General features: G+C 61.8%; 1 protein-coding gene. It reads right to left on the reverse strand.

The window, feature by feature from the left end; translation table 11 throughout:
• The coding region (locus G5A07_RS21785) for a membrane dipeptidase (RefSeq protein WP_191864025.1) at positions 1 to 194 on the reverse strand (194 nt) is incomplete at its 3' end.
• Between the last annotated feature and the right edge of the window lie 39 nt (positions 195 to 233).

Below are 233 nucleotides of genomic sequence, written 5' to 3' on the forward strand. Positions count from 1 at the left end.
ATGCCCAGCAGCTTCGCCGCATTGGTCGAGGTCATCTTCTTGATATCCGCCCGCGAAATCTGATGGTCGAGCATCTGGTCGACGATCATGCGGTAGCCGTCGACCGGACGCGGCGCCTGGGTCAGGCCGAGATCCGATCCGAGAATGGTATGGTCGACGCCGGCAACTGCGACCAGGTGGGCGAGGTCGTCCATGTCGTGCTGCTTGGCGCGGCTTTCGACGAACATGCAGAT

The organism is Stenotrophomonas sp. AS012628 (assembly GCF_010608305.1).
GTDB lineage: Bacteria > Pseudomonadota > Gammaproteobacteria > Xanthomonadales > Xanthomonadaceae > Stenotrophomonas > Stenotrophomonas geniculata.